This window comes from Flavobacterium sp. AC274 (assembly GCF_979258275.1).
This window is the reverse complement of the sequence record NZ_OZ409852.1, coordinates 4,406,109-4,432,763: the sequence shown is the minus strand read 5'-3', so window position 1 is coordinate 4,432,763 and position 26,655 is coordinate 4,406,109. Positions and strand designations below refer to the sequence as shown.

The 26,655-nt window shown below is 32.6% G+C and carries 27 protein-coding genes and 3 pseudogenes; 17 read left to right on the top strand and 13 right to left on the bottom strand.

The window, feature by feature from the left end:
• The first annotated feature begins 3 nt into the window (after positions 1-3).
• The 4 genes from ACZZZT_RS20120 (at position 4) to ACZZZT_RS20105 (ending at position 3,302) form a co-directional block, all read left to right on the top strand.
• A complete protein-coding gene (locus ACZZZT_RS20120; protein WP_463461691.1) occupies positions 4-1,611 on the top strand; it encodes a S8 family serine peptidase in 1,608 nt (535 codons plus the stop codon).
• A gap of 9 nt (positions 1,612-1,620) precedes the next feature.
• Positions 1,621-2,565: an NAD(P)H-dependent flavin oxidoreductase gene (locus ACZZZT_RS20115; protein ID WP_073393360.1), complete on the top strand. Its 945-nt coding sequence runs from the start codon at positions 1,621-1,623 to the stop codon at positions 2,563-2,565.
• Between the two features lie 18 nt (positions 2,566-2,583).
• Complete coding sequence (locus tag ACZZZT_RS20110; RefSeq protein ID WP_073393362.1) at positions 2,584-2,997, top strand: hypothetical protein; 414 nt, start codon at positions 2,584-2,586, stop codon at positions 2,995-2,997.
• Between the two features lie 122 nt (positions 2,998-3,119).
• Positions 3,120-3,302 (top strand): hypothetical protein, encoded by a 183-nt coding sequence (locus tag ACZZZT_RS20105; RefSeq protein WP_463461690.1) that lies wholly within the window; start codon positions 3,120-3,122, stop codon positions 3,300-3,302.
• A gap of 116 nt (positions 3,303-3,418) precedes the next feature.
• Here the strand turns inward: ACZZZT_RS20105 and ACZZZT_RS20100 are convergent, their stop codons facing one another.
• Positions 3,419-3,853, bottom strand: coding sequence for a DUF4268 domain-containing protein (locus tag ACZZZT_RS20100; protein ID WP_463461689.1), 435 nt, complete (start codon positions 3,851-3,853; stop codon positions 3,419-3,421).
• Between the two features lie 91 nt (positions 3,854-3,944).
• Here ACZZZT_RS20100 and ACZZZT_RS20095 point away from each other — a divergent pair, with 91 nt between their 5' ends.
• Both ACZZZT_RS20095 and ACZZZT_RS20090 read left to right on the top strand, forming a co-directional pair.
• On the top strand, positions 3,945-4,595 hold the full coding sequence (locus tag ACZZZT_RS20095) for an NUDIX hydrolase (RefSeq protein WP_463461688.1): 651 nt from the start codon (positions 3,945-3,947) through the stop codon (positions 4,593-4,595).
• A gap of 127 nt (positions 4,596-4,722) precedes the next feature.
• Positions 4,723-5,532, top strand: a complete 810-nt coding sequence (locus ACZZZT_RS20090) for a lysophospholipid acyltransferase family protein (protein ID WP_463461687.1) — start codon at positions 4,723-4,725, stop codon at positions 5,530-5,532.
• Positions 5,533-5,705: 173 nt separating this feature from the next.
• On the opposite strand, the gene ACZZZT_RS20085 is transcribed toward ACZZZT_RS20090, so the two are convergent.
• The 3 genes from ACZZZT_RS20085 to ACZZZT_RS20075 form a co-directional block, all read right to left on the bottom strand.
• On the bottom strand, positions 5,706-6,338 hold the full coding sequence (locus tag ACZZZT_RS20085; RefSeq protein WP_042563224.1) for a hypothetical protein: 633 nt from the start codon (positions 6,336-6,338) through the stop codon (positions 5,706-5,708).
• Between the two features lie 9 nt (positions 6,339-6,347).
• On the bottom strand, positions 6,348-6,842 hold the full coding sequence (locus ACZZZT_RS20080) for an RNA polymerase sigma factor (protein WP_042563225.1): 495 nt from the start codon (positions 6,840-6,842) through the stop codon (positions 6,348-6,350).
• 149 nt (positions 6,843-6,991) lie between these two features.
• Positions 6,992-8,053 (bottom strand): DUF3810 domain-containing protein, encoded by a 1,062-nt coding sequence (locus tag ACZZZT_RS20075; protein ID WP_463461686.1) that lies wholly within the window; start codon positions 8,051-8,053, stop codon positions 6,992-6,994.
• 86 nt (positions 8,054-8,139) lie between these two features.
• Between ACZZZT_RS20075 and ACZZZT_RS20070 the strand changes: the two genes are divergently transcribed.
• The 3 genes from ACZZZT_RS20070 (at position 8,140) to ACZZZT_RS20060 (ending at position 10,235) form a co-directional block, all read left to right on the top strand.
• Positions 8,140-8,352, top strand: a complete 213-nt coding sequence (locus ACZZZT_RS20070) for a hypothetical protein (protein ID WP_065447784.1) — start codon at positions 8,140-8,142, stop codon at positions 8,350-8,352.
• Complete coding sequence (locus ACZZZT_RS20065; protein ID WP_073393370.1) at positions 8,349-8,642, top strand: type II toxin-antitoxin system RelE/ParE family toxin; 294 nt, start codon at positions 8,349-8,351, stop codon at positions 8,640-8,642. The genes ACZZZT_RS20070 and ACZZZT_RS20065 overlap by 4 nt, the downstream gene beginning before the upstream one ends.
• 132 nt (positions 8,643-8,774) lie before the next feature.
• Positions 8,775-10,235 carry an aminoacyl-histidine dipeptidase gene (locus ACZZZT_RS20060; protein WP_463461685.1) on the top strand — a complete coding sequence of 487 codons (1,461 nt, stop codon included), beginning with the start codon at positions 8,775-8,777 and terminating at the stop codon, positions 10,233-10,235.
• A gap of 251 nt (positions 10,236-10,486) precedes the next feature.
• On the opposite strand, the gene ACZZZT_RS20055 is transcribed toward ACZZZT_RS20060, so the two are convergent.
• The 4 genes from ACZZZT_RS20055 to ACZZZT_RS20040 all read right to left on the bottom strand — a co-directional run bounded on the left by ACZZZT_RS20055 (position 10,487) and on the right by ACZZZT_RS20040 (position 14,893).
• Entirely contained in the window at positions 10,487-10,825 is a 339-nt protein-coding gene (locus tag ACZZZT_RS20055; protein WP_463461684.1) for a DHCW motif cupin fold protein, read from the bottom strand.
• Between the two features lie 338 nt (positions 10,826-11,163).
• Complete coding sequence (locus tag ACZZZT_RS20050; protein WP_463461683.1) at positions 11,164-11,937, bottom strand: carboxypeptidase-like regulatory domain-containing protein; 774 nt, start codon at positions 11,935-11,937, stop codon at positions 11,164-11,166.
• 251 nt (positions 11,938-12,188) lie between these two features.
• Positions 12,189-14,120: a DEAD/DEAH box helicase gene (locus ACZZZT_RS20045; protein WP_073393379.1), complete on the bottom strand. Its 1,932-nt coding sequence runs from the start codon at positions 14,118-14,120 to the stop codon at positions 12,189-12,191.
• 194 nt (positions 14,121-14,314) lie between these two features.
• Positions 14,315-14,893, bottom strand: coding sequence for a non-canonical purine NTP diphosphatase (locus tag ACZZZT_RS20040; RefSeq protein ID WP_463461682.1), 579 nt, complete (start codon positions 14,891-14,893; stop codon positions 14,315-14,317).
• An 82-nt stretch (positions 14,894-14,975) separates the two neighbouring features.
• Here ACZZZT_RS20040 and ACZZZT_RS20035 point away from each other — a divergent pair, with 82 nt between their 5' ends.
• Positions 14,976-16,754, top strand: coding sequence for an ABC transporter ATP-binding protein (locus ACZZZT_RS20035; RefSeq protein ID WP_073393383.1), 1,779 nt, complete (start codon positions 14,976-14,978; stop codon positions 16,752-16,754).
• Here ACZZZT_RS20035 and ACZZZT_RS20030 read toward each other — a convergent pair.
• Positions 16,735-17,121 (bottom strand): ribosomal maturation YjgA family protein, encoded by a 387-nt coding sequence (locus tag ACZZZT_RS20030; protein WP_463461681.1) that lies wholly within the window; start codon positions 17,119-17,121, stop codon positions 16,735-16,737. The genes ACZZZT_RS20035 and ACZZZT_RS20030 overlap by 20 nt on opposite strands.
• Positions 17,122-17,251: 130 nt before the next feature.
• Here ACZZZT_RS20030 and ACZZZT_RS20025 point away from each other — a divergent pair, with 130 nt between their 5' ends.
• From ACZZZT_RS20025 to ACZZZT_RS20015, 3 genes are all read left to right on the top strand, one after another.
• Entirely contained in the window at positions 17,252-18,436 is a 1,185-nt protein-coding gene (locus ACZZZT_RS20025; RefSeq protein WP_463461680.1) for a glycoside hydrolase family 88 protein, read from the top strand.
• A 10-nt stretch (positions 18,437-18,446) separates the two neighbouring features.
• Complete coding sequence (locus tag ACZZZT_RS20020) at positions 18,447-18,854, top strand: hypothetical protein (protein ID WP_463461679.1); 408 nt, start codon at positions 18,447-18,449, stop codon at positions 18,852-18,854.
• A gap of 193 nt (positions 18,855-19,047) precedes the next feature.
• Positions 19,048-19,479 (top strand): hypothetical protein, encoded by a 432-nt coding sequence (locus ACZZZT_RS20015; RefSeq protein WP_463461678.1) that lies wholly within the window; start codon positions 19,048-19,050, stop codon positions 19,477-19,479.
• A gap of 77 nt (positions 19,480-19,556) precedes the next feature.
• Here ACZZZT_RS20015 and ACZZZT_RS20010 read toward each other — a convergent pair whose 3' ends face one another.
• Together ACZZZT_RS20010 and ACZZZT_RS20005 are read right to left on the bottom strand one after the other, a co-directional pair.
• Positions 19,557-21,068 (bottom strand): FMN-binding glutamate synthase family protein, encoded by a 1,512-nt coding sequence (locus ACZZZT_RS20010; RefSeq protein ID WP_463461677.1) that lies wholly within the window; start codon positions 21,066-21,068, stop codon positions 19,557-19,559.
• A gap of 34 nt (positions 21,069-21,102) precedes the next feature.
• A pseudogene (locus tag ACZZZT_RS20005) lies at positions 21,103-21,890 on the bottom strand (NYN domain-containing protein).
• A gap of 190 nt (positions 21,891-22,080) precedes the next feature.
• Here ACZZZT_RS20005 and ACZZZT_RS20000 point away from each other — a divergent pair.
• The 4 genes from ACZZZT_RS20000 to ACZZZT_RS19985 all read left to right on the top strand — a co-directional run bounded on the left by ACZZZT_RS20000 (position 22,081) and on the right by ACZZZT_RS19985 (position 25,227).
• Positions 22,081-22,530, top strand: a complete 450-nt coding sequence (locus tag ACZZZT_RS20000; RefSeq protein WP_073394254.1) for an RrF2 family transcriptional regulator — start codon at positions 22,081-22,083, stop codon at positions 22,528-22,530.
• 84 nt (positions 22,531-22,614) lie between these two features.
• Positions 22,615-23,076, top strand: a complete 462-nt coding sequence (gene azu / locus ACZZZT_RS19995) for an azurin (protein WP_463461676.1) — start codon at positions 22,615-22,617, stop codon at positions 23,074-23,076.
• A gap of 115 nt (positions 23,077-23,191) precedes the next feature.
• On the top strand, positions 23,192-23,914 hold the full coding sequence (gene ric, locus ACZZZT_RS19990) for an iron-sulfur cluster repair di-iron protein (protein WP_463461675.1): 723 nt from the start codon (positions 23,192-23,194) through the stop codon (positions 23,912-23,914).
• 158 nt (positions 23,915-24,072) lie between these two features.
• Complete coding sequence (locus ACZZZT_RS19985; RefSeq protein ID WP_463461674.1) at positions 24,073-25,227, top strand: hypothetical protein; 1,155 nt, start codon at positions 24,073-24,075, stop codon at positions 25,225-25,227.
• Between the two features lie 32 nt (positions 25,228-25,259).
• Here the strand turns inward: ACZZZT_RS19985 and ACZZZT_RS19980 are convergent.
• Together ACZZZT_RS19980 and ACZZZT_RS19975 are read right to left on the bottom strand one after the other, a co-directional pair.
• Positions 25,260-25,864 (bottom strand): annotated as a pseudogene (locus ACZZZT_RS19980) (SCO family protein).
• Positions 25,865-25,880: 16 nt separating this feature from the next.
• Positions 25,881-26,650 (bottom strand): annotated as a pseudogene (locus tag ACZZZT_RS19975) (formylglycine-generating enzyme family protein).
• Between the last annotated feature and the right edge of the window lie 5 nt (positions 26,651-26,655).

The window sequence follows — 26,655 nt, the reverse complement described above, 5'->3', positions numbered from 1 at the left end:
ACTATGAGATACAACTTTACATTTCTTTTATTACTTCTTTCTATCACCGTATTTTCGCAGCAAGAAGCCTGGGTTTATTTCAATGCAAAACCTAATGCTCAATTGTTCTTTAATAATCCGTTGACAGAACTTTCGCAAAAAGCTTTAGATCGAAGAACGAATCAAAACATAGCGTTGGATTTTACAGACGCACCTGTCGAAACTTCCTTTATCGACCAAATTAAGGCAAGTACAGGAATAACTGTAATGGCGCAGTCAAAATGGTTAAATGCACTTCATATTCGTGGTACACAAACTGATATTAATGCTTTAAAATCATTATCGTTTGTACAAAAAGTAGATTTTGCTGATAAAACTTTAAATACAACATCAAAAAAAGTTTCAGAAACCAGAACAAGTCAAACGCAGAATAAGCTGGAAACCACCATCGATTATGCATACGGTAATTCTGCTAGTCAGATTCAGATGCTCAACGGACAGGTTTTGCATCAGCAGAATTTTACCGGAGAAGGAAAAATTATTGCCGTTTTAGATGCAGGATTTCCGGGCGTTAATACAGCACAGCCATTTGAAAATCTTAGAAATAATAATCGCATTTTAGGCGGTTACGATTTTACCACGAGAAATGCGAATTTCTACACGGGAGGGAGTCACGGAACCCTTGTGCTCTCTACTATGGGTGGTTACAAAGAAAATGCTTTGATAGGAACTGCTCCAAACGCTTCGTATTATCTTTTTATTACAGAAATTGATGCTCTGGAAAATCCTCTGGAAGAATCACTTTGGGTGGAAGCCGCCGAAAGAGCAGATGCCTTAGGGGTTGATATTATTACTTCGTCATTAGGCTATTTTGGTGAGCGTGACGAAGCAAGGTACAATCATACTTATAGTGATATGAACGGAATAACCAATTTTATTTCGCGTGGTGCAGAAATAGCGTTTAGTAAAGGAATAATAGTTTTGGCTTCTGCCGGAAATGAAGGAGCGAAGGCTGAACCACATATTGGTTCTCCGGCTGATGCGGTTTCAGTATTGGCAATCGGATCTGTTACGGCTTCTAAAGTAAGATCGAGTTTTAGTTCTATTGGACCAAGTTCTGATGGCAGAATTAAGCCGGATATTATGGCACAAGGAACAGCTTCGGTAATTGCTAACGTGAATGGAACTATAGGAACATCAAACGGAACTTCGTTTTCATGCCCGATCATGGCGGGAATGGTCGCTTGTTTATGGCAGGCTTTTCCATCTAAAACCAATAAAGAAATTCGACAAATGATTTTAGAATCATCAAACCAATATACGACTCCGGATAATAATTACGGATATGGAATTCCTAATTTTGGGTCGACTTTAGGAGTAGAAAATTTTCAAACAGCTACTTCTTTTTCAGTATTTCCAAATCCGGCAAAAACAGATGTTTCTTTTTCTTTTTTAGAACAAAATGGCAAAGCTTCTATTGTAATTTATTCTGTTTTAGGACAAAAGCTTATTGAAACAGAAATAACAAGCGAAAATCCAACGGTTTCTGTTCAGCCTTTAAAAAGCGGACTTTATTTTTATACTTTTGAAGCCGAAGGTTTGCATAAAACCGGAAAGATTATCAAGCAATAATATTTTTTAATGAATAAAATTACGCAACTTTTCAATATAAAATATCCAATAATTCAGGGAGGAATGATTTGGAATAGTGGTTATAAATTAGCTTCTGCCGTGAGTAATTCCGGTGGTTTAGGACTAATTGGTGCCGGATCCATGTATCCTGAAGTTTTAAGGGAACATATTCAAAAATGTAAAAAGGCTACGAATAAGCCTTTTGGAGTTAATATTCCGATGTTATACCCAAACATCGAAGAAATAATGAACATTATTGTAGAAGAAGACGTAAAAATCGTTTTTACTTCTGCAGGAAATCCTAAAACGTGGACTTCTTTTTTGAAAGAAAAAGGAATTACGGTTGTGCATGTTGTAAGCAGCAGTATTTTTGCTCTTAAAGCACAAGATGCAGGAGTAGATGCTATTGTAGCAGAAGGTTTTGAAGCAGGGGGGCATAATGGTCGTGACGAAACTACAACCTTGACGCTGATTCCAATGGTAAAAGAAAAAATCCAGATTCCGATTATTGCAGCGGGTGGAATTGCAACCGGACGAGGTATGTTGGCTGCCATGATTCTCGGTGCTGATGGTGTTCAGGTTGGAAGTCGCTTTGCAGCATCAATTGAATCATCGTCACACAATAATTTCAAACAAAAGATAGTTGATATAAAAGAAGGAGATACGCAATTGACATTGAAAGAATTAGCTCCTGTTAGATTGATTAAAAATAAATTTTATCAGGATGTTCAGGATTTATATGAAAAATGTCCTTCAAAAGAAGATTTAGTTCAGTTATTAGGCAGAGCGAGGGCAAAAAAAGGAATGTTTGAAGGAGATCTTGATGAAGGCGAACTTGAAATTGGACAAGTAGCCGGGTTGATTCATGAGATTTTGCCTGTTGAACAAATTATTAAAGAAATGATAGCAGATTTTGAAATTGCCCTTCAGGAAAAGGCTAAATTTGAATTTTAATTATCTGCAAATTATATTATGAAAATTATCCGCACTTATTATATTATATTATTTTTTTTAGGACTTGGTTTGCAACAAACTTACAGCCAGGCGTATCAATTTAAAACATCCGGGTTTAGTGTTTTGGAGAAAAATGAGAGAGGAAAATGGGGCGAGTGGTCCAATCTTGATTTAGTAAATCTTTCTGTAATACTTGATACTAATAAACACCGTATTGTAGTTTATTCTCAGGAAATTCAGCTTTTTAGTATTTTGGATTATATAGAAAGAGAAGAAAATGATACTGACATAGTATATTCTTTTATGTGTAAAGACAATAATGGAATGGACTGCAAAGTCTCTATCATTACCCGCAAAAAACAAGATTATCGCAAGCAATTATATATTAATTACGATGATCGTATTATTGTTTATAATATTTTTAGTGTTTAGAATCCAAATTTTATGTATCCAATATACTGTACATGCTAATGGGATTATTACAGCTGAAGATGATTATAACGGGACTTATACTTTTTCAAGCAATGAAAGGATAAATGATAAAAAAATATAATATGTTTTCAAGTAATTTACTAATTGGAGTTTATGTATTGCTATTAATATTGAATGGATATTTTTGGTATAAATACAATCAACGTGCTACTTCAGATCAAAAAAAGAAAGAAGGCTGGAATAATTATTACAGTCTTGCGACTGTATTTGTTTTAGTTTTGTTAGCTCAGAAACTAGGTCTTTAAAGTAATAAAATATTTATTGAGATATAAAACCCGACATGACATGTTTTTTAAAAACTTGTCGGGTTAACTATGTAAAAATCTTAGAAACTTAGCCTCTCAGAATCTCAGAACCTTCATTAAGATATATCCTTAATAAACTCATCATACTCCAGATAAAACATTTCAAGAGCGTGCATGTTTTCAAAGAAGAAATCGAAAATAGCATCCCAATTATTGCGATTGCTAAAACCAACACCTTGTTTTTCTACCCAAATTCGGCTAATGGTTTTACCGCTTTCAAGCGTATAGTTCTTTTCGAAAACCAGATTTTTTATAAATTCTTCTTCGAGAATATTTTTTAAAGCTTCTATTTTTTCGAAATAAGCAGTTCGTTTTTCGTCGCTTCGGTGTTCAATATCTATTAATACCTGCGCTTTTTTATTATCCACATAAAATTTAAAAGAAAAGTCTTTGATTTTGGTGTCATAAAGTACCCATTTACGTGGATATTTTTCGGCGAAAGCCACCCAAAATTCTCTTTTTAACTTTTGTGATTCTTCTCTACTGTACATTTTTATGGCTTTGATTTGTGAAAACTTGTAGAACCGCGTTTTCTGAACTATATTTATATTTTATTTGAAAGTACAAAAATAAACTTTGAATATGGATTTTCAAGATTTTTTGCAATATGTTCCTAATTTAATTCCAGTTGAACTTCCGGCAGAGGCTGCGCATATAAAAATGGCCCCAAAAGAGCGTACCGAAGCGTTAAAAAACCTTGATTTAAAAGCTGTAAACCCCAGAATTGCTGCTGTAATGATGCTTTTGTATCCAAAAAATAAAGAAACCCATTTGGTTTTGATAGTCAGAAATGCTTATGAAGGAGTTCATTCGTCACAAATAGCATTTCCGGGAGGAAAATATGAGACTTTTGATATCAGTTACGAAGCAACTGCACTTCGGGAAACACAGGAGGAAGTGGGAATTCTATCTGAAAAGATAGAAATTATAAAGGAATTTTCTCCAATGTATATTCCGCCAAGTAATTTTTTGGTACATCCTTTTTTAGGAATTTCGCATGATGAACTTTCATTTTATCCGGATGTTCGTGAAGTAGCAGATATTATAGAGTTGCCGCTTTCAATTTTTTTAGACGATGAAATAATTATGGAAGCCACATTGTCAACTTCTTACGGATCTAATATTTTAGTTCCCGCATTCAATATTCAAAATCATATCGTTTGGGGGGCAACAGCCATGATTTTAAGTGAACTTAGAGAAGTTTTGAAAAAGAGTTTTCAGGAAAGTTTGTAAAAACATAAAATTAACAATTTGATATTCATAAGAATAACAAAATTTTTCCGAAATTGCTTATTGTTATTGCTAAACGAATAATTTTTGTATGTTTGCGAACTAACAAAAAATAACACAATACACTGCTATGGGATTGTTTAAACGAAATCCTTTCGGACATATATTATTTATCAAGAAATGGTTAATCCGTATTTTGGGTGCTATGACGCACCGAAGATACAGAGGGTTTAATGATTTGCAGATTGAAGGATCTGAAATAATTAAAACATTACCTGATACAAATGTTTTGTTTATATCCAATCACCAAACTTATTTTGCTGATGTTGTAGCTATGTTTCATGTGTTTAATGCAAGTTTAAGCGGACGTCAGGATACAATTAAAAATATCGGTTATTTGTGGCAGCCTAAAATGAATTTGTATTATGTTGCAGCCAAAGAAACGATGCAGGCCGGATTATTACCAAGAGTTTTAGCATATGTTGGCGCTATTACCGTAGAAAGAACCTGGCGCGCTAAAGGTGTCGATGTAACAGAAAAACGTGATGTAAACCCAAATGATACCGAAAACATCAGAATTGCGCTTGAAGATGGCTGGGTAATTACATTTCCGCAAGGAACTACAAAATCTTTTAAACCCGTTAGAAAAGGAACTGCACATATCATCAAACAACATAAACCTATTGTAATTCCTATTGTAATTGATGGTTTCCGTCGTTCATTTGATAAAAAAGGTTTACGAATGAAAAAGAAAGGAATTTTGCAGTCTTTCATCATCAAAGAACCTCTTGATATTGATTATGAAAATGATACGATCGACGAAATAGTTGAAAAAGTAGAATATGCCATCGAACAGCATCCATCATTTTTAAAAGTTATTCCTGCTGAAGAAATTAAAGCGGAAGAAGAACTTAACAAATTGAGAAGATGGGAATATTAATGATTTTAGATTTCAGAGTTTAGATTTCAGATTTCAGATTTCAGATTTTAGATTTTAGATTTTAGATTGAAAAATTTTCGTTTAAGATTGAAAAACTGGGGCTTAGTAGCTAAGAATCTTAGAGACTTTAAAAAAAACTTTGAACCTTTGTCACTATGTACCTTTGAACCTTTTTAAAAATCTATCTTCTTCAATTCTTTGTAATTAGCATATAATCTTCGCAATAGAGTTCCGTACAACAATCTGTAGAAACACCAGAATATTCCTAAGAAGGCCAGAGTTACCAAAAACAGAATACCAACCGTCATCATCATTGCTTTTCCGTTTGCAGATAATTTATCTCTTAAAAATTCCATTTCGGGATTATATACAAAGGCAATAAAAAAGCTAATAATTGAGCTTAAAACAGCCATTCCTAAATTGTACCAAACGTAGTATTGAACCGTTTTTCTGGTTTTCAAAATGCTGCTCATCAATAATTTGGTAGAACCTGTTGTTGATATTGTTTTGTAATTTTTGTAAAAAAAGTACACAAATATCAGTACTACTACATAATTGAAATAGGTTAAAAGTTCAAGATAAAATATCATTTCTGCGTGTTTTATCTTAATCAGCATTTCATCTGTACTAAAAAAGAAGTTTGAAACTGTCCAGAATAATATCTCTAAAATACTGATTATCAAAATCCACTTCACGATTGAAGAAGATTTTTTATGAATCATTTTGTAGATTTCATTTTCCGAAATTTGTTCAAAAGAATCCGAGTTCTTTTTCCAGTCTTTTTTTAATAAATCCAGTTCTTTCATAAATAATTTTTAAGGATTTAGTATTTTTTTGAGTTTCCCTTTAATTCTGTTCATTTTCACACGTGCATTCACTTCGCTGATTCCGAGAGTTTCGGCTATTTCTTGATAATCTTTGTCTTCTAAATACATAAAAACTAATGCTTTTTCGATGTCATTAAGTTGATAAACTGCTTTGTACATCAATTTAATTTGTTCTTCCTCTTCATAATTGTAATCAACATCTTTTACAAAATGCTGATGGCTTTCATATTCTACTGTCGATACGGTTCGTTTGGTTTTGCGGTATAAAGTAATGGCGGTATTTAAGGCCACGCGGTACGTCCAGGTCGAAAATTTGCTGTCGCCCCTAAATTTTGGATACGCTTTCCAGAGCTGAATTGTTATTTCCTGAAACAAATCTTTATGTGCATCTTCGCCGGCAGTATATAATCTACAAATCTTGTGGATTATATTCTGATTTGCCTGCAATTGTGCAACAAATGATTGTTCTAGGTTTTCGGTCATAATTGATTAGTAGTAATTACAATAATTTTGTTACAAATAGTTTTTCTTTTTGCCACGAATTTCACAAATTTCCCCAAATTCTGCATAATTTGTAATTATAAATGTAGAAATAAAAATTCGTGATGATTCGTGTAATTCGTGGCAAACTCTTATAATTCTCTGGTTTTATAATAATTCACCATCAAATCTAAAAATTTACTGTAACTGTCCATACCGTCTTTTTGATTGTTTGATTTCAGGAAATTATCATAAAGAAAATAAAAACCTTCATCGAGAAAAGTATTATATTTTTTGTGAAAATCTTCGCTTTCCTTATAGTTTTTTAAAATTCCAATATGTACTGATTTCTTTAACTGATTAAAAATTTTCTCATTTTTATATTTCCAGATTCCCAGACTATAATGTAATGTAAAACTATATCCTGCATATTGGTAGTAAAGATTGTCGTTTTTAAGAGAAGCCAAAACACCAATAAAATTACATTCGTTTTCACTTGCAAAGCCAATTTGATGTGCCATTTCGTGAGCTGTCGTTTGAGGAAAACTATACATTGGCAGTAAGTCGTTAATTTGTGCTTCGTTAGTAAACGGATTTAAATAACCGCCAAACCCCATATAAGTCAGAGGCGTGCTGAATAGTGATTTCTTAACGCTTAAGATGTTATATTTAAAATAAGGATGTTCCTTGGCTAAATTATCATAACCATTTAAAATCATTTTAAATGATTCTTTTTGTGAGTAAGGAAAAACAATTTTTGCAGTGTCATTTTTTGTGATGGAAAACTGAATTTCATTCGTCTTAACTATTAGTCTTTTTGTAAAAGCTAAAAATTCAGCATCGTTATATTCTCTTTTGATTTCCATTTTTTCAAAAAGAGGTTCGCGATAATAGTTAAAAGCCCACAGTAGATGAAAGAAAAAGTAAAAAACTGAAATTTTGCTTAAAATTTTTAAAAGATGGTCTTTCCAATCTGTTTTCCATGTTTTTCGTATTTTCCAAAACCAGCTTATTATAGACAAAAGCAAAACAGCATAGATGCAATCGCCAACTGAAAACGGAATTTTTCCTAAAAGCGATCTTGAAAAGTGTGAAATTCTAACAAATAAATTGTTGCTGTAAAAGCCTTCAACAAAATCCGGAAAATAGGGAAGGATTTTTAAAAAGATAATTTGAATTAATAGAAATAAGGGAAGGATATATTTTCTTCTCACGATTTTGCTTTTGGTATAAAAATAATAATTAATATAGTAGTTCGCTTTCTTTTTTTGTAAATTTGTTACTTAATAAAAGGAAAATAATGACACAAATCACTTTAAATATTCCAGACAATGAATTGTCATTCTTTATGCAGTTGATAGAAAAATTTAATTACGAAACCGTAATTAACGAATTTTCTGTAACTGAAGAAATGAAAAATTTATTAGATGAAAGAAGATCAACATCCAAAGTTGAGGATTTTCTTCCATGGAATGAAGCAAAAAAACAATTGCGTTTTAAATCCGGAAAATGATTTTTGAAGTTGTAATTGAGCCAAGAGCAATTCTTGATATACAAGATGCAATTGATTATTATGAAGCTAAAAAATCCGGATTAGGTGAATATTTTCATCAGATAATTGATGATCATATAGAAACATTGACAAAAAATCCTTTCTTCCAAATTAGATATAAAGATTATCACGGTTTACCCACGAAAAAATTCCCCTTTATTATCTTTTATTTTATTGATGAAAATTTAAAAACAATTTACATTATATCTGTTTTTAATACATCATTAAATCCATCAAAATATCCTAAATAATTCTTGTGACGCAGTTTAAAGATTAATTATAATTTGCACTCATTAGCGTAATTCGTGGCAAAAAAACGAAAACAATCCTGCTAAACTTTGTAACTTTGGAACTCTTAATTGTTAAACTTCAAACAAAATATAATGAGTCAGGAAATAAGAAATCTGGAACCGAAAGCACTTTGGAATAAATTTGCAGATTTAAATGCCGTTCCACGTCCGTCTAAGAAAGAAGAACGCGTAATCGAGTTTATGAAAAACTTTGGAAACAGCTTAGGTTTAGAAACTTTTGAAGACGATATTCGAAATGTAATCATTAGAAAACCTGCAACTCCGGGAATGGAAAATCGCAAAGCAATTGTAATGCAAGGACATCTTGATATGGTACATCAAAAAAATGCAGATACCGTTTTTGATTTCGATACACAAGGAATTGACATGTATGTTGATGGTGACTGGGTTCGTGCTAAAGGAACAACTCTTGGAGCGGACAATGGGTTAGGAGTAGCGACAATTATGGCTATTTTAGAGAGCAAAGATATCCCACATCCTGCAATTGAAGCATTATTTACAATTGATGAAGAAACAGGAATGACGGGCGCTTTAAATTTAAAAGGCGGAATTCTTCAAGGTCAGATTTTGTTGAATTTAGATACAGAAGAAGACGATGAAATTGATATAGGATGTGCTGGTGGAATTGATGTAACAGCTACAAGAACTTATCATGAAGAAGAAGTTCCAGAGGGCTCAGTTGGTCATATTATTACCGTAAAAGGACTTAATGGAGGGCATTCCGGAATGGATATTCATAAAGGTCTTGGCAATGCCAATAAAATTATGAATCGCTTGCTATTTGATGGTTTTGAAAACTTCGGATTGCAAGTTGTTGAGATCAATGGTGGAAGCTTACGAAATGCTATTCCAAGAGAAAGTGTTGCTAAAGTAATTATTTCTGAAATGTTTGATGAAGCCTACATTTTTGATATGCAGGAAATTATCAATGACATTAAAGCTGAATATAAAACAACAGAACCAAACCTTACTATTGAAATTGTAAAATGCGATTTACCAGAGAAAGTAATGGATTTAGGAGTTCAGGAAGGAATCATCAGAGCAATTTATGCCGCTCATAATGGTGTTTACAGAATGAGTGCAGACATGGATGATTTAGTTGAGACTTCAAATAATATCGCTCGGGTTATTGTAAAAGATGGTGAAATTTTAGTTGGATGTTTAACGCGTTCTTCTGTTGAAAGTTCAAAATTTGATTTGGCAAATTCATTGCGTTCTGCTTTTGAATTGGTAGGCTGCGAAGTAGAGCTTTCTGGTTCTTATCCAGGCTGGACACCAAATGTAAATTCTGAAATTTTAGATACTTTGGTAGGAATTTATGAGAAACAAAATGGTGAAAAGCCAAAAGTTGTAGCTTGTCACGCTGGTTTAGAATGTGGGATATTAGGAACAAATTATCCTGATATGGATATGATTTCTTTTGGACCAACAATTCACGGTGCCCATTCTCCAGATGAAAGAGCAAGTATTTCATCTGCTCAAAAATATTGGAAATTTGTGTTAGAAATTCTTTCGAATATACCGGTGAAATAAAGTTTACAGTCGCAGTTTACAGTATTCAGTTTGACTGATAACTGTAAACTGTGACTGAATACAAAAATTAGTCTCTTTTAGGAGAATTTTTCTTTTCTCTTTTTTCTTCTTTCTTTTCTTTAGCCGTTTTTAACGGTTCTTTTTTTGCTGTTTTTTTAGCGTCTTGACTCTTTGCCATGATATTTAAATTTAGTTATTTCTTTTTTTATGTAAGTAAATATAACTATAATATTCTGATTTTGTTTAGAATATTATTTTAAAAAGTCTCCGTCAATTATTAGTAATTCTACGCCTTTTGTTGTTATAGAACGATGCGAACTTATATCATCAGAAACCACATAAGTCATTCCTTTTGAAAGTTCAAATTTTTCTCCGTTTTCTAATTCGCTTATAAAATCACCTTCCAGACAATGTACAATGTGCCCTTTTTGACACCAATGATCTGCCATATAATTTTCAGAATAAGTAACTTTTCGAATGCGTAAACCGCCTAGTTGTAGCGTTTGCCAATAAGTAGTTCCGGTTTCTCCAAGATGCTCTGTTTTTTCAATCTCACTCCAGTCAATAGTTTGAAAAGGTATTGTAATCATATTTTTTTGTTTTTAGTTGATGGATGTTTTTTTGATCTATGCTAAATGTTGTGGGGGAATATTAAAAATTTTATACTGGCTAATTATTTTTTAACGCAGAGAAAGCAAAGGTTTTTTCGCAGAGTTCACTAAGGTTTAAGTTGTGTTACACAATCAAAGTCCGCAAAGCTTTGTGAACTTTGTGTTTTTTACTAAACTTAGCATATTAAAAAAACTTAGAGTTCTCTGTGGTATTTTTTTCTCTCTACATAGGTTTTAGGATTGATTCTGGTTTTTAAAACAAAAAATCCTCAATTACCAATGGCAAATGAGGATTTTGATTTTATTTAAAAGTAAAATTAATTACGTTTTAATACTTTGTATTGTTCGTAACAGGCGCTAATAGCGTCCATAATTTGTAAATCATTTGCTGTTTGAATAAAAGAATCAGAATAGTTGCAGCGTTGCAAAATCTCCGGAATTTCATCTTTACTAACGCCTAAAAGTACAGAAACAGTTTCGCGATCGTATTTTGATTCCAAAAGATTTCTCACCGTATCGTCTTTCTTCATTTCCTTTAATTTCTTGAGCTCTTTTCCGTTTTTCCCAAAGAAACCATATAAAACGTCAGCAGGATTAAAAATAGATCCCAATACTTTTCCAAAAGCATTTGGCGAATATTCTCCGGCTTCATAACCTTGTGTAAGACCTGAAATGCTGTAACGATAATTTTCTTTGGTAGGAATTAATTTCGAGTCAACTTCAAGATAACCAGTTAAACTAAAAGGCGCAATGATAACTTCTTCAAGTGCAATCGCTTTTTCAGTAAGCTGAATTCTGGTTACTTTATTTTTTATCCAGTCATTCGTAACTCTGATTCTCAAAGACTGAAAACCTAAAATCGAAAAGTGAATCGTATCATTTGGCTGTACATCAATTTCAAAGTATCCTTTAGCGTCAGATTTTGCTCCACGAACTTTGTTTGTGTTAATGATATTTACGTTAGGAAGAGGTTGTTTACTATTGTCATTGATAATGTATCCTGATACTCTTTGCGGAACATTAAATTCTGTGTCTTGTGCAAAACCAAAAGTTGAGAATAGTGTAAAAAAGAAAACTGCGAAATATTTCATATCCTGATTTAAAGCACTAAAAGTAGTAAATCGGGATTAAATATTTCGCAGTCTTCGAATATAATTATCAGAAAATTAACAAAGCAAGAAGTGCCGCTTTTTAGTATTAACCAAAAAGGAGTAAGGAGCTTTGTATTAAATTGTTTTGAATTATAAGACTCATCAATTAAGAAGAAGGTTTTTATATAAAAAAATCCCAAATTCCAAGTATGTCTGGAATTTGGGATTTTGTATTTTAAGATATTGACTTATTAGTCTCTTCTCGGTCTTCTTGGTCTTGGTGAATCACCAAAGCTTTCAGAGCGTCTTGGAGCTCTGTCTGAACTTCCTCCTTCGGTTCTTGGAGTAGAGCTTCTAAAACCACCTTCTCTTTTTGGAGCAGATGAGTTTCTGTCGCTTCTAAAACCTCCTCCTTCTCTTGGAGCTGAATTTCTGTCGCTTCTGAAACCTCCGCCACCAGAACCTTCACGTCTTGGTCCGAAACTTCCTCCGCCAGAACCTTCACGTCTTGGACCTCCGGAAGAACGTCCACCGCCAGAGCGTCCGTTATGGTCACGTCTTCCGCCACCATCATTTTTAGAAATTTCAACATTAATACGACGTCCTTCTAATTGCACGTTGTTTAATACTTCCATTACTTTATCAGTGTGCTCAGGGTCAGTGTTAAAGAAAGAGAAACCTTCTTTTACATCTACTTTGAAAACGTCATCACGACCTAAGTCTAATGTTTCTTTCAGGTAATCTTTAAGAGTCATCCAATCGAAATTGTCTCTTGAACCAATGTTTACAAAATAACGAACTGCTCCGTTATTATTGAATTCTCTTGGCTCAGAATCAGTTCTTTCGCGTCTTTCTCCAGATTGGGTAGAAATATCTCTGTTCTTTTTATAATAAGCAATAAAACGGTTAAATTCTACTGAAACCATTTTCTTAATCAATTCTTCTTTAGATAAACCTTCAAGAACATTGTTAATAGCTGGTAAATAGTTGTCAATTTCGTGATCAACTTCAGTATCTTTAATTTTAGTTGCTAAGTGCAATAATTGAATTTCGCAGATCTCAATTCCAGATGGGATTGTTTTTTCTTCGAATTTTTGTTTGATAATTCTTTCGATAGAAGAAATTTTACGCAACTCACTTTTTGTAACAATTACAATAGAAGTTCCTAATTTTCCAGCTCTACCAGTACGTCCAGAACGGTGATTGTATGTTTCAATCTCGTCAGGAAGTTGGTAATTTACTACGTGAGTAATATTATCAACGTCAATACCACGTGCAGCAACGTCAGTAGCAACAAGCATCTGAATTTGTCTTCCACGGAAAGATTTCATTACACCATCACGTTGCGCTTGAGATAAATCTCCATGCAATGCAGCAGCGCTGTATCCATCTTCAATTAATTTTTCGGCTACGGCCTGAGTATCTCTTTTAGTACGACAGAAAACCACAGAGAAAATGTCCGGGTTAGCATCAGCTAAACGTTTCAAAGCTTCGTAACGATCACGTGCATTTACTAAGTAAAATTCGTGAGAAACTGTTGCAGAACCTGAGTTTTTGGCTCCAACAGTGATTTCAACCGGGTCGCTCATAAATTGTTTTGCAATTCTGGCAACCTCTTGTGGCATAGTTGCAGAGAACAACCATGTACTTTTTTGATCCGGAGTATCTGATAAAATCGAAACGATATCCTCATAAAATCCCATGTTTAACATTTCGTCAGCCTCATCAAGAATACAGTAATCTATATTTTTAATGTTTACTAAACCTCTGTTAATCATGTCTTGCATTCTTCCCGGAGTAGCCACAATAATTTGTGCGCCTCTCTTAATGTCCCTAGCTTGCTCTGTAATACTAGCCCCGCCGTAAACTGCTACCACATTAATACCTTTCTCGTATTTTGCGTAGTTTTTAAGTTCGTTGGTAATCTGTAAACAAAGTTCTCGTGTTGGCGATAAAACTAATGCTTGTGTATTTCTGTTGTCAGCATCAATTTTTTGAATTAGCGGAAAACCGAAAGCTGCCGTTTTCCCTGTCCCTGTCTGAGCCAACGCAACCATATCTGTATCTTTTTCCAATAATAGGGGAATCGCTTTCTCCTGTACTTCTGACGGATTCTCAAATCCTAGATCTAAAATCGCCTTCAGTAACGATTCATTCAATCCTAATTGTTCAAATTTATTCATATATATTTTTAAAATAGGGTGCAAAATTACTGTTAATATTTCACATAAACTAATGCATTTTTAAGAATTATGCATTTGTTATGATTTGATTATCAAAAAGTTATGTTTGTCGCAATATCAATTCGATGTTAGAATGAATAATTTTACGTCTAGTAATATAAATTTCACCCTTCAATATGTTGTATTTAAAACAATTATTTTGTGGAGTTCAGGAAATCAATTAGTTGCTGAGTTGCTTTCGCACGGTGACTGATTTTATTTTTAATATCTGAAGATAATTCGGCAAATGTTTCAGTATAATTTTCAGGCTGAAATATAGGATCGTATCCAAAACCATGATTTCCAGTTTTATCCAGAGTAATTGCCCCTTTTGCAATTCCGGTAAATAAATGCTGTTCTCCTTTTATATTTAGTGCAATAACGGTCTTAAACTGTGCGCTGCGATCTGATTTGTCTTTTAAGGCATCTAAAAGTTTATTCATATTATCTTCAGCATTTTTTTGTTCGCCGGCATATCTTGCTGAATATACACCAGGTTCTCCATTTAGAGCCTTAACTTCCAAACCTGTATCATCTGCAAAACAATCGTAACCATATTTTTCAGTCACATAATTGGCTTTCAAAATCGCATTTCCTTCTATAGTATCAGCTGTTTCAGGAATTTCTTCGTGACAGCCAATTTCTTCCAGACTTAATAATTGTATAGATCCGTTTAGGATGCTTTGAATTTCTTTGATTTTATTTAAGTTGTTTGATGCGAAAACAAGTTGCATAATTATGAGTTTAGATATGAGTAATTTGAAAACACAAATTTAGAATTCTTATATTTGATATGTTGCCAAAAAAAATAAATAAATGCAGATATCCGCGCTCTATAAAAAAATAACACCTTTTGTTAAACCGTATCGAAAAATGGTAATTGCTACTTTACTGCTTACTTTTTTAGGTTCATTTGCGGCACAGGTAAATGCTTTAATATTAAAGTACACAGTTGATTCTATCAGTAAATTGATGGTAGCGCATGAACCTTTGTCAAAAGGATTTCATTTACTGGAAATTATTAGTATTGTATTGCTTACTAAAGAGTTGGTTTATTCGATAGTACAGTTTGGACAGAAGTTTTATGGAGAAAAACTGCGAATTTTTATAACCCGTGATATTTCTCAGTCAATAGTCGAAAAAATTCTGACTTACAGAATGGAGTTTTATACCTCAAACGAAAATGAAAGCGGAAAACTTCAAACCAGAATAGATTTAGGAATCAGCAGTTTGACAAGATTGGTTCAAAACTTTTTTATTGATATTTTGCCCTTATTTGCAAATGCTTTTGTTGCATTAATATTGATGTTTTATGCCAATGTGTATGTAGGATTGGTAAGCTTGTGTATTATTCCTATTTATTTTTATGTAAGCCAATTGCAAGCCAGTAAATTAAGCGGCTTTAGAAGGAGAATGCGTAATTATCGTGAAACGAAGAATAACGGAATCATAAGTTTAATCGAATCTATAACGGTTATTAAATCTTTTGTTCGTGAACCAATGGAAGCCGATCGTCATAAAAATATTCAATTTGAAATGACCGAAAATCAATTGGCTACCAGAAAAACGAGTTTCATTTTTGAAAGTATTAAAGGTTTTATTGAACAAATAGGAGTTGTTATTATCATTATTCTGACAGCTTATTTTGTTTTGAATAATACGATGACAATTGGTGCAATTATGTTTCATATCATGTTGTTTAACAATGTTTCGTCTCCAATAAGACAATTGCATCGCATTTACGATGAAGTAAATGATGCTTTGATTTATTCAGAAGGTTTTTTTGAAATTTTAGAGTCTGATCAGGAAAAAGAAACAAGTGGAGATTATATTCCGGAAAAAATAGTTGGGCTTATAGAAGTAAAAAATGTAGATTTTGTTTACCCGAATGGGACCAAAGCGCTTTCAAATATTAATTTTACCATTAAGCCAAATGAAACCAGCGCATTGGTCGGACTTAGCGGTGCTGGAAAAAGTACCATTATAAACTTATTGGATAAGTTTTATTTGCCTTCATCAGGAAAAATTTATTTAGACGGAGTAGATTTAAATGATTACGATACTGATTTTCTGCGTAAAAATATTGGTTTGGTTTTGCAGAAGAATCACATTTTTAAAGGCACAATTGCCGAGAATATTCTTTATGGAAATCCTGATGCTACAAAATCAGAAATTATTGATGCAGCCAAGCAAGCATACATTCACGAACAAGTGATACAATTGCCAAAAGGGTATGATTCTGATGCGCATTTGCTTTCAGGCGGACAGCAACAGCGAATTGCAATCGCCAGATTATTTTTAAAAAATCCGCCAATTATTTTTCTGGATGAACCCACAGCAAGTTTGGATGCCATTGCAACAGAGCAAATAAAAAAATCCCTGGATGCTATAAAAAAGGACAGAACCGTAATTATTATTTCGCATAGCATTTCTCAAATTATTGATGCTTCGCATATTATTGTATTAGAAAAAGGAGAATGTGTAGAGCAAGGAACACATGATGAATTATATGACAATAAAGATGTTTATTATCAAATATTTACAGCGATGGCAAATAGTTTAAACATTGATAAAATTACACAGACACTTGAGTAGTATAGTATTTTAGAATATTTTTTTCGACAATAAAAACAAACGTAATTCCTAAAGTATAAGCCAGAATATCACTCCACAGAAAACCTTGACCAAGAACATGTCTTCCAAAAAGTGTTTTTCTAATTGCGATAATCCATTCTGCCTGATATAATTGGAAAAACTCAATGCCATAGCATAACAATAAAGAAGTAGTGGCAATAAATAAAGCTTTTTTGTTGATGAAAAATATTCTTGTAAGTACATATATCATAGTTGCATACAGAAAATCACCAATACATAAAGGGATTAGATTGGTTTTTCGAGAAAGAATTCCGAGAAAAATAATCAATATTAAGATGATGAAATAATTGAGTCTGTATTTTTTCAAATTAATTTTTGGATAGATTTAGTTCTTTTTTAGGTACACAAAAATACAAAGATTCACAAAGGTCAGCTTTATTTTATAAATTTATCTAATCAATTAAAAACAAAACTATCTACCCAAAATTATAACCACAATGATTACAAAATCCTTTATTTTTATTGCCTTAATAACCTGTTTATCTTTTATGAATATGGGCTATTCACAAAAAAATAATTCGTTTGATATTAAAAAACAACTCGATTATTGTGCAGAACAAGCATCGAAAACATTAACTGTAATTCCAAATGACGGAACCTCGCCAAGAAGTATCCCAACAGGAAGTAAAGAATGGAAATTTGTCGATTATAAAGATTGGACAAGTGGATTCTGGCCTGGAGAATTATGGTATTTGTACGAAGCAACCGGAGATAAAAAATGGGAAAGAGAAGCAGACAAATTCAGCCGATTATTAACGCCTTTATCTGTTAGTAAAGCAAATGATCACGATCTTGGATTTCAAATTTTTAATAGTTTAGGAAATGGCTATCGATTAACAAAAAACGAAGCATACAAAGATATTATCCTGAAAACAGCCGATACTTTGGCGACACTTTTTAATCCAAAAGTTGGAACAATTCAGTCCTGGCCACACAATAAATACGGAGGTCACAATACTATTATTGATAATATGATGAATTTAGAACTGCTTTTTTGGGCATCTAAAAACGGAGGAAATAAAAAGCTGTACGATATTGCCGTCAAACATGCCGAAACTACAATGAACAATCATTTTAGGCCTGATTATACCTCTTATCATGTTTTAATTTATGATTATGAAACAGGTAAAAAAATAAAAGGAAGAACAGCACAGGGTTATAGCGACGATAGCATGTGGGCGAGAGGTCAGGCGTGGGCAATTTATGGCTTTACAATGACTTACAGAGAAACAAAAGATCCTAAATTTCTAGATTTTGCTCATAAATTAACTCGTGTTTATCTGGATAAATTAGCGACGGAGGATTTAATTCCGTATTGGGATTTTAATGCACCCAATATTCCAAACGAGCCAAGAGATGCTTCTGCGGCAGCAATTGTTTCTTCGGCACTTATTGAATTGAGTTCTTATACAAAAGATAAAAACCTAAAAGATGAATATCTTTCAAAATCTAAAAAGATGATTGTTGAACTTTCGGAGCATTATCAAAGTCATGAAGTGAACTCAGCATTCTTATTGCATTCAACCGGACATAAACCTGCCGGAAGTGAAATAGATTGTTCCATTAATTACGCCGATTATTATTATCTTGAGGCACTTTTAAGACTTCAAAAACTAAAATAATTTTAATATTATGATTAAGAAAATAACCCACTGTTTTTTTGCAATTACCTTGATATTGACGCTGATAAGCTGTAAAAACACAAAACAGAAACTGCAGGAATATGTTGTCACTTATAATAGCACCGCTCCCAGTTTTAAAGCAGATAATGTAACGCTTACTACTGCCAGAGGATACATCAATGACAACAAAATCGAATTGCGTTTTGAAACTAATTTAGAACAAAACGAATCTAATAAAAATGCAACTATAAAACGATTTCCGGATTTATTGAGAGAGATGCTTAATAAAGATCAAATTCCGAAAGAATTAGTAAATGAAGGTGTGCAATTTGATGTTTATTTTTTGGCTGATGACAATACCGTGTTTGTAAAAGAAATAGTAAACGCTGAGACTATGCCGGAATTAATAAAAAAATAATCGATTTGGTTTAAAAATTAAAGCCCTTTAAAATATGTTTAAAGGGCTTTTTTGTATTTGTAGAGAATTTTTAGTTTTGTAATAATTTATTTATATTCAAGTGGTTAGGTTTTTGTTTTTATTAACTTATATTGTTTTTGTCTGTAAAGTTTGTTATGTTTGAGTTAATATTTAACCATAAAACCAAAAAATTATGAAAAAAATTACTCAAATCGTATTTACCTTTGCCTTTGTATTGTTGTTGATAAGCTGTAAAAACACCAAGCAGAAAATCCAGGAACATGTAAGTAATTATAATACTTCATCTTCTATAAAAGGAGGAAATGTTGTTAGTACTAGTGCTAAAGCATTTTTAAATGATAATAAAATTGAAATAAGAATTGAAACTAATTTAGAAGGAACTGAAATAAACAAACTAGCTTATAAAGATACTTTTCCTGATTTGCTTAAAGAAATGGTTAAAAACGATCAAATTTCTCCATCGTTAATTGAAGAAGGAGTAAAGTTTGATGTGTACTTTTTATCCTACAATAATATAATTCTTGCTCAGCAATTAGTTGATAAAGAAGAATTAGCAGTTTTAGAAAATAATTCTGTAGCTGGAAAAGAAACAGCAAAGCTTTGATTTGAATGAATACCAAAAACATAATTTACAAAAAATAAAAAATCCTCTTTTGTTATTAAAGAGGATTTTTTTGTTTTCTATTGTTTTCTAACATTGGTTAGAATATCAGGAAAATAAATATCTGAAAGATGTGTGAATTCGTCTCCACGCATAAAAATATTAGGGCCAACATCTGCAAAAGATATTTTGCCGGCTGCAGCCAAAAGTTCATTGGCAGCGTGTAAAGTGTTTTTATGAAAATGATACACACGATCTGATTTATCGGTGACAACCAAACCTTTCATTAGCATTTTATTTTGGGTTGCAACTCCGGTTGGACATTCATTATTATGGCAACGAAGCGCCTGAATACAACCTAGTGAAAACATAAATCCGCGCGCACTATTACACATATCAGCACCCAGGGCAACTGCATGTAAAATAGAATAGCCTGAAATGATTTTTCCGCTTCCAATAATTCTTATTTTATCACGAATATTTAATGCGATAAGTGTTTTATTGACAAAAATTAATGCAGGTTCAAACGGCATTCCAACACCATCAGCAAATTCTAAAGGAGCTGCTCCCGTACCGCCTTCAGCACCATCAACAGTTATAAAATCAGGATAGATATCTTCGGCAATCATTTCATGACAAAGAGCTTCAAATTCGTTAGTGTTACCAATACACAATTTAAATCCAATTGGTTTTCCGTTTGATAATTTACGTAATTGTGCTATAAAATGAATAAGTCCCTTACCATCAGAAAAAGCATGGTGCCCCGGAGGAGAAAGAATCATCGTATGCGGTTTAACACCTCTGATTTTGGCAATTTGTTCCGTATTTTTTGCGGCAGGAAGTACACCTCCATGACCTGGTTTTGCTCCTTGAGAAAGCTTGATCTCAATCATTTTCACGTTTGGCAGATTGGCTTTTTCTGAGAATTTTTCAGGACTGAAATTTCCATCATCATCGCGACAGCCAAAATAACCTGTACCAATTTGCCAGGTAATATCGCCACCACCTGCAAGATGAAATTCCGTTAAACCACCTTCTCCGGTATTTTGGTAGAAATTTCCTTTTTTTGCACCAATATTAATGGCGCGAACCGCATTTTCGCTTAGCGAACCAAAACTCATGGCCGAAACATTAAATAAAGAAGCAAGATAAGGTTGTTTGCAATCTTTTCCACCAACCAATACACGCGGTAGTTCTTCGTTTACTTTTGCCGGAAAAATAGAATGTTTTATTCCTTCGTAACTATCATGATTTAAGTTTAGCTGCGTTCCAAAAGGTGTACTTGAATCTATATTTTTAGCTCTTTGATAAACCAAAGAACGCTGGTTTCTTGAAAACGGTTTTCCGTCTGTAGATCTTTCAATAAAGTATTGTTGAATTTCCGGTGCAATCATTTCGAATAAATATCTGAAATAACCTAAAACCGGAAAGTTTCTTAATATGGCATGTTTTGTTTGAATGGCGTTATAAACACCAACCACTAATAGTATTGGTAAAATTATAACGAGTAAAAAACCGCGTTCGGTATAATAATAAGTTGCTGCAACAATTAGAAACAATAAGAATCCGTAGATAAAGAATTTTTTTCTCATGTTTTTAAAAAATTAAAAAGTAATAAAGTAATAATTAATTGAATCGTAATCTAACATAGACATGTTTGATTCCTTTTTTATCTGATTCTCTTTCATCGATTTCAAGAATATCAGTTAAAGATTTTAGCATTGGCGTAAGCTTAGAAAAGCCATAATTTCTTGGGTCAAATTCTGGTTTTTCTTCACAATTAAATTTCCAACATCTCCCAAAAATGCCCAGCCGTCATCATCTTCAATATCTTCAATTGTAGCTTCTATAAGGTCAATAGTTTGTTTGTCTATTTTGTGTAGTGCTTTTTCGGTAGGTTTTTCAACAGGCTTTTCAACAGGTTTTTTAGCATCGGCGGTAGCTTTAAGTTTTTTCTTTTGGATTGCGCCATCCAAAACCTCAATATAAATAAACCTGTCGCAGGCAACAATAAAAGAGTTTGGGGTTTTCTTTTCGCCAATACCAATAACTTTCATGCCTGATTCACGCAAACGGATGGCCAAACGAGTAAAATCGCTATCGCTTGAAACAATGCAAAAACCATCCAGTTTTCCTGAATAAAGTAAATCCATTGCGTCGATAATCAATGCAGAATCTGATGAGTTTTTTCCAACCGTATAACTGTATTGTTGGATTGGAGTAATGGCATGTTCGAGTAAAACACCTTTCCATCCATTTGAGTTTGGTTTGGTCCAGTCTGCATAAATACGCTTGGTAGTTGGTGTGCCAAATTTAGCGATTTCTTCCATCATACCTTTTACGTTACTGTACGGAACGTTGTCGGCATCAATAAGAACAGCTAGTTTTAAGTCTTTTACGTTATTTAAAGGCATTATTTACAAGTTAGAAAACAAAGGTAAAACTAAAATTGGTTTTTATTTAGACTTCATGATAAATATGTCTTTTGTTACTAATAAATTATTTTGGTTATAAATAAGATATTTTTTATAAAAATTAATTAAAGATAAATTTGTCTTTTAATATAGGTTTAAATATATTTGTATGGAATTTAATCAACTTTATATGTTTTCAAAAGCGTGCGAGTACGGTATTCGGGCTTCTATATTTATCGCAACCAAATCATCAGAAGGTGTTCGTGTTGGAATAAAAGATGTGTCAAAAGAAATTGATTCTCCTGAACCGTTTACGGCCAAAATAATGCAGATTTTAACCAAAAACGGAATCATAGCTTCTGCAAAAGGAGTGGGTGGAGGATTTGAAGTTTCAAAAGAAGCCGTAAAATCAATCAAATTAATTCAGATTGTTGATGCAATTGACGGAAACACTATATATAAAGGTTGCGGAATTGGATTAAAAGAATGTTCAGAAACACATCCTTGTCCGGTTCATAATGAATTTAAAAAAATACGGGAATTGCTTCTTACCATGTTAACCAATACAACATTAGAAGAATTAGCTTCGGGAGTTAATTCGGGCGATTTTCATCTTAAAATATTGAACAAAAACGAATAAAATTTTATAATTTAAATACTTAATAATGAATAAAAAAGTCAAAATTTCGATGCTTGTGCTAATGGGATTTTTAGCCATAACTTCTTGTGGAAAAAAGAAACAGCACCAACTGAAGAGTCAACAGAAGTAAATGAAACTACAGAAGGAGAAGGGCAGGCGGCAACTGCAGTAAGCAACGTTTTGGTTGTTGAAGGAAACGATCAAATGCAATTTAATACAAGCGAATTAAGAGCAACTGCCGGGAAGCCAATAACATTAACTTTAAAGCATGTTGGTAAAATACCAAAAGAAGCCATGGGGCACAACCTGGTTATTTTACAAGAAGGTACAAATGAAGCTGCTTTTGCCTCAAAAGCAATTACAGCAAAAGATACCGATTATATTCCTGCTTCAGAAAAAGCATCAATTATTGCCCATACTAAATTACTTGGTGGAGGAGAAGAAGATACAATAGAATTTACAATTGATAAAAAAGGAACATATAACTTTTTATGTACTTTTCCTGGGCATTTTGCCATGATGAAAGGTGTTTTAATTGTAGAATAAACATAAAAAACTCTAATGTTTATGATGCATTAGAGTTTTTTTATATTTCAATAAAAGATAATATTATCTTTTATTGAAATTGATTAGAAATAACAATAACTAATTTTTAAGAAAAATGGAAAATTTAAAGAATAAAACAGTAGGCTCATTTGTAGCACAGGATTTTAGAACAGCGGCAGTTTTTACAAAATATCAAATCGATTTTTGTTGTAAAGGAAACAGAACCATAACGGAAGTTTGCGAAAAACAAGATATTGATGCAGATGTATTAATGCAAAACGTTTTTGATGTACTACAGTCTGAAAACGGAAATACAATAGATTTTAATTCCTGGCCATTAGATTTATTGGTCGATTATATTGAAAAAACACACCATCGTTATGTTGAAGATAAAACAACTATTTTGACGCAGTTTCTAGATAAATTATGTAAAGTTCATGGCGGAGGACATCCGGAATTATTTAGAATTAATGAATTATTTACTGCAGGTGCAGGCGAATTGTCACAGCACATGAAAAAGGAAGAATTAATGTTATTTCCTTTTATTAAACGAATGGTAAAAACGAAAGAATCTAATGGGATTTTGTCTCAGCCGTCTTTTGGAACCGTATCAAATCCTATTGCGATGATGATGCAGGAACATGATAATGAAGGAGACCGTTTTAGAGAAATTGCAAATTTGACCAATAACTATACACCGCCAGCTGATGGATGTACAACTTATAAAGTAACATTTGCAATGTTAAAAGAATTTGAAGAAGATTTGCACAAACACATTCATCTTGAAAATAATATCCTGTTTCCTAAAGCTGTAATTCTGGAAGAGGAATTTGCCTAACACTAACTAATTTAGAAATTAATGCACCAACTAAATCACAAATTTGACTTATGTTTGGTGCATTTTTTATTTGAAAAGAAATGAAAATACATTTTAAAATGAATTCGCAAAAAAGTTGGATACTTTGTTGTTTTCTCAACTTTCTCATAGCTTCAATTATGGGTTTGCTGTTGCGTTTTTCATACCTTTTGCCTTTAAATGTAAATTATATTTATCTGCTTCATGCACATTCACATGTCGCCATGTTAGGTTGGATTTATATGATGATTTATATTTTAATTATCCATTTTTTTGTTCCAAATGATAAAAGAGAGAAACCAATTTACAATCAATTGTTCTGGACGACAGAATGTGCGGTTATCGGAATGATGATTGCTTTTCCTGTTCAGGGTTATGGATTGTTTTCGATTATATTTTCGACCGCACATATTTTATTAAGTTATGTTTTTTGCTGGCTCGTTTGGAAAGATACAGTAGCTGATAAAACGTATAATAAAAGGCTTTTATTGATCTCGATTCTGTTTATGGTTTTTTCTACTTTTGGCGTCTGGTGTCTTGGTCCGGCAATAAGTACATTGGGTAAGCAAAGTGCTTTTTATCAAATTGCAATTCAGTTTTTTCTTCATTTTCAATTTAATGGCTGGTTTTTAATAGCAGTTTTGGCATTGTTTTTACAACAATTTAAGGGTGAAATCAATCTAAAACATTTTAGAATATTCCAGATTTTGCTAATTATTTCAATCCTTTTAACGGTTGCATTTCCCGTTAGTTGGTTTGAAGATATAAAAATATTAAGATGGATAAATGCTTGTGGCGTTTTGCTCCAGCTTTTGGCTTTTGTTTATTTCTATAAAATGCTAAAAACTCAAATAAAGACTTTTAAAGCCAGTTTAAATTCAACAACGAAAATAGTTTATGGGTTGGCTTTTAGTTCTTTATTTCTAAAAATAAGCTTGCAATTATTGGTTTTGTCACCTTGTCTGGCTGAAACTTCACATCAGGTAAGAAATTTTGTAATTGGATTTATACACTTAACGTCATTGGGTGTAATTACCGGTTTTTTGTTCGGAATATTATTTCAGAATAAAATACTTTCAAATCAATCTTATATACTTCGTTTAGGAATGAAGTTTTTTATTTTAGGATATGCTGCAACTGAAGTTTTGTTATTTCTTCAGGGATCATTTTTTTATTTTGACAGAGGAAAACTTCCCGGATATTACGAAAGCATTTTTGCAGCGAGTTTTTTAATTGTATCAGGATTAATTTTGATTGTAATTTCAATTATAAATAAAAAAACAAGAGTTGATTAATTAAAATCTTCTCTTGTTTTCGACTAATCAACCTATTTAATTTTTTTAGCTTCTTCGTTTATTATCGTTATGGTTTTATCGTTATTTACTCCTAAACCTTCTTGTTGGTATATTAATTCGCCTTTTGGATTAAAAACACTTATAATATTTGAATGCGAAAAATCGATTGGCGAAATTTGCTTATAATTTACCGCAAGTACAGCAGCAAATTCGCGTGTGTTTTCTTCTGTAGAGCGAAGGAAAATCCAGGGATCCTGATTCATTTTATTTTCTATTGCAAAAGCCTTTAATCTTTGCGGAGTATCGGTTTTAGAATCAATACTTACCAATATAAGTTTTACGTTTTTTTTAGTTTGTTTGTCAAGTTTTGTTTCAATAGATCTCATGTCTGCAACTAATCTTGGGCAGGCAGCCTTGCACGATGTATAAATCATTACCATTACAAGAACATTACCATTTAAACTTTTTAATTCGATATTTTTTCCGTCCTGAGTTGTCCATTGAGAGGGTAAATTATAGATTGATAAGTCGCTAATTTCTTTGCTTTTTGGTATCGGTTGGCTTTCTTTTTTTCAGAGTCTTTGCAGCTTTGTAAAGTAAAAAGAAGAATAAAGAGCACCAGTATAGTTTTATTCATTTTTAATAATTTAAAATTAAAATTTCTTTGTATCAGCACATCTGAAACCAAGATTTCGGGTCGAATATTGCGCTTTTAGACTTCCTCTAAAAGCATATCGCATAAATGCAGCATAATCCATTAAATCAGTTGCATTGACAGATGCGCCGCCACAAAAAAGGTTTTTGTCTTCACTTTTATCTTTTCTGGATTCTCCCGATAAAAAAATGCTGTTAAAATCGGCTGTCCATTCCCAAACTAATCCATGCATATCATAAACGCCCCAGTAATTTTTGAATGTTTGGCCAATTGGGTTTTCGTAGGTTTTTGATTTTTCATACCAGGACAAAATGTACTTATTGAATTCTGTTTTGGTTCTGGCATCTGTTTTTTTCTCATCAGCCATAGCTACATATTCCCATTCATCCATTGTTGGTAAACGCTTTCCCTGACACTCGCAGTATTTTTTGGCGGCATACCACGAAACATTTGTTACAGGCGATTTAGGGTTTACATTTCCAAAATCAAGATCATTTTTCCAGTAAGCTAAATAACTTTTATCAGCAAAAATGCCTTTTATTTTAGATTTGCTAAGGCTTAGTTTTTTTTGATAAAACTTAAAAACTCAGCATTAGTAACAGGATAAACATCTATAAAAAACGATTTTACTTTTACAGGATTTTTCGATGTGGCTCCGTAAAGAGGGACAAATGAACCCTCTTTTACCGGAACCATTTTCGACTCTTGTGCTCTTAAGAATCCAATCTGAACCAAGAATAGAAAAATAATATAAATGCTTTTTGCCATTGTTT

Bases quoted from the DNA above. Each gene is read 5' to 3' on its own strand.
- ACZZZT_RS20010 (WP_463461677.1), bottom strand. From the start codon at position 21,068: ATGAGAAAAAAATTCTTTATCTACGGATTCTTATTGTTTCTAATTGTT.
- ACZZZT_RS20115 (WP_073393360.1), top strand. From the start codon at position 1,621: ATGAATAAAATTACGCAACTTTTCAATATAAAATATCCAATAATTCAG.
- ACZZZT_RS20025 (WP_463461680.1), top strand. From the start codon at position 17,252: ATGATTACAAAATCCTTTATTTTTATTGCCTTAATAACCTGTTTATCT.
- ACZZZT_RS20045 (WP_073393379.1), bottom strand. From the start codon at position 14,120: ATGAATAAATTTGAACAATTAGGATTGAATGAATCGTTACTGAAGGCG.
- ACZZZT_RS20090 (WP_463461687.1), top strand. From the start codon at position 4,723: ATGGGATTGTTTAAACGAAATCCTTTCGGACATATATTATTTATCAAG.
- ACZZZT_RS20085 (WP_042563224.1), bottom strand. From the start codon at position 6,338: ATGAAAGAACTGGATTTATTAAAAAAAGACTGGAAAAAGAACTCGGAT.
- ACZZZT_RS20110 (WP_073393362.1), top strand. From the start codon at position 2,584: ATGAAAATTATCCGCACTTATTATATTATATTATTTTTTTTAGGACTT.
- ACZZZT_RS20000 (WP_073394254.1), top strand. From the start codon at position 22,081: ATGTTTTCAAAAGCGTGCGAGTACGGTATTCGGGCTTCTATATTTATC.
- ACZZZT_RS20015 (WP_463461678.1), top strand. From the start codon at position 19,048: ATGAAAAAAATTACTCAAATCGTATTTACCTTTGCCTTTGTATTGTTG.
- ACZZZT_RS20020 (WP_463461679.1), top strand. From the start codon at position 18,447: ATGATTAAGAAAATAACCCACTGTTTTTTTGCAATTACCTTGATATTG.
- ACZZZT_RS20060 (WP_463461685.1), top strand. From the start codon at position 8,775: ATGAGTCAGGAAATAAGAAATCTGGAACCGAAAGCACTTTGGAATAAA.
- ACZZZT_RS20035 (WP_073393383.1), top strand. From the start codon at position 14,976: ATGCAGATATCCGCGCTCTATAAAAAAATAACACCTTTTGTTAAACCG.
- ACZZZT_RS20105 (WP_463461690.1), top strand. From the start codon at position 3,120: ATGTTTTCAAGTAATTTACTAATTGGAGTTTATGTATTGCTATTAATA.
- ACZZZT_RS20050 (WP_463461683.1), bottom strand. From the start codon at position 11,937: ATGAAATATTTCGCAGTTTTCTTTTTTACACTATTCTCAACTTTTGGT.
- ACZZZT_RS20100 (WP_463461689.1), bottom strand. From the start codon at position 3,853: ATGTACAGTAGAGAAGAATCACAAAAGTTAAAAAGAGAATTTTGGGTG.
- ACZZZT_RS20040 (WP_463461682.1), bottom strand. From the start codon at position 14,893: ATGCAACTTGTTTTCGCATCAAACAACTTAAATAAAATCAAAGAAATT.
- ACZZZT_RS20080 (WP_042563225.1), bottom strand. From the start codon at position 6,842: ATGACCGAAAACCTAGAACAATCATTTGTTGCACAATTGCAGGCAAAT.
- ACZZZT_RS20070 (WP_065447784.1), top strand. From the start codon at position 8,140: ATGACACAAATCACTTTAAATATTCCAGACAATGAATTGTCATTCTTT.
- ACZZZT_RS20065 (WP_073393370.1), top strand. From the start codon at position 8,349: ATGATTTTTGAAGTTGTAATTGAGCCAAGAGCAATTCTTGATATACAA.
- ACZZZT_RS20055 (WP_463461684.1), bottom strand. From the start codon at position 10,825: ATGATTACAATACCTTTTCAAACTATTGACTGGAGTGAGATTGAAAAA.
- ACZZZT_RS20120 (WP_463461691.1), top strand. From the start codon at position 4: ATGAGATACAACTTTACATTTCTTTTATTACTTCTTTCTATCACCGTA.
- ACZZZT_RS20095 (WP_463461688.1), top strand. From the start codon at position 3,945: ATGGATTTTCAAGATTTTTTGCAATATGTTCCTAATTTAATTCCAGTT.
- ric (WP_463461675.1), top strand. From the start codon at position 23,192: ATGGAAAATTTAAAGAATAAAACAGTAGGCTCATTTGTAGCACAGGAT.
- ACZZZT_RS19985 (WP_463461674.1), top strand. From the start codon at position 24,073: ATGGGTTTGCTGTTGCGTTTTTCATACCTTTTGCCTTTAAATGTAAAT.